At 38.8% G+C, this 652-nt stretch carries 1 protein-coding gene; it reads left to right on the forward strand.

The genetic code is table 11. The features are described 5' to 3' along the window. Positions 1–77: 77 nt before the first annotated feature. Positions 78–652 (forward strand): IS4 family transposase (locus tag G9F74_RS29440; RefSeq protein WP_165406431.1); only part of this gene is annotated, 575 nt, incomplete at its 3' end.

Genomic DNA, 652 nt, shown 5'->3' on the forward strand with positions numbered 1-652 from the left:
TACTTACGATTTAGAGAGGTGTTTTTTATCGTCTCATTCTCAGGGTTCACTCCAAATAGGAAAGGATGGCGTTTTTTATGTCTGTTTCTGTGTCTAACGAATTACAACTATTTGCTCAAGAGATTCAAAGTGCCCTGTCTCCAAATGCCTTACGAGATCTTGCTAGAGATGTTGGCTTTGTACAACGAACCAGTAAGTACCAAGCAAAAGATTTAGTCGCTTTATGTGTATGGGTGAGCCAAAATGTAGCTATGACTTCTTTAACTCAGTTATCTAACTGTTTAGAAGCATCAACAGAAGTACTCATCAGCCCTGAGGGCTTGAATCAACGATTTAATAAAGCGGCTGTTCAATTATTTTTACAACACCTATTAGCTGAACTACTAAACCAAAAACTGACCTCATCTATGCCAATTTCTTATCCATATACTTCTGTTTTCAAGCGTATTCGTATTTTAGATTCAACTGCATTTCAACTTCCGGATATATTTTCATCAATTTATCCTGGTGCGGGAGGATGCAGCCATACAGCGGGAGTAAAGATACAGCTTGAGTATGATTTATTAAGTGGACAATTCCTTCATATTCATACAGGTCCAGGTAAACAACATGATCGAACCTACGGTTCCCTGTGTGCCCCAACTGTAACAGC

Source organism: Bacillus sp. EKM202B (genome assembly GCF_011066025.1).
In the GTDB taxonomy this organism is placed as follows: domain Bacteria; phylum Bacillota; class Bacilli; order Bacillales; family Bacillaceae_G; genus Bacillus_A; species Bacillus_A toyonensis.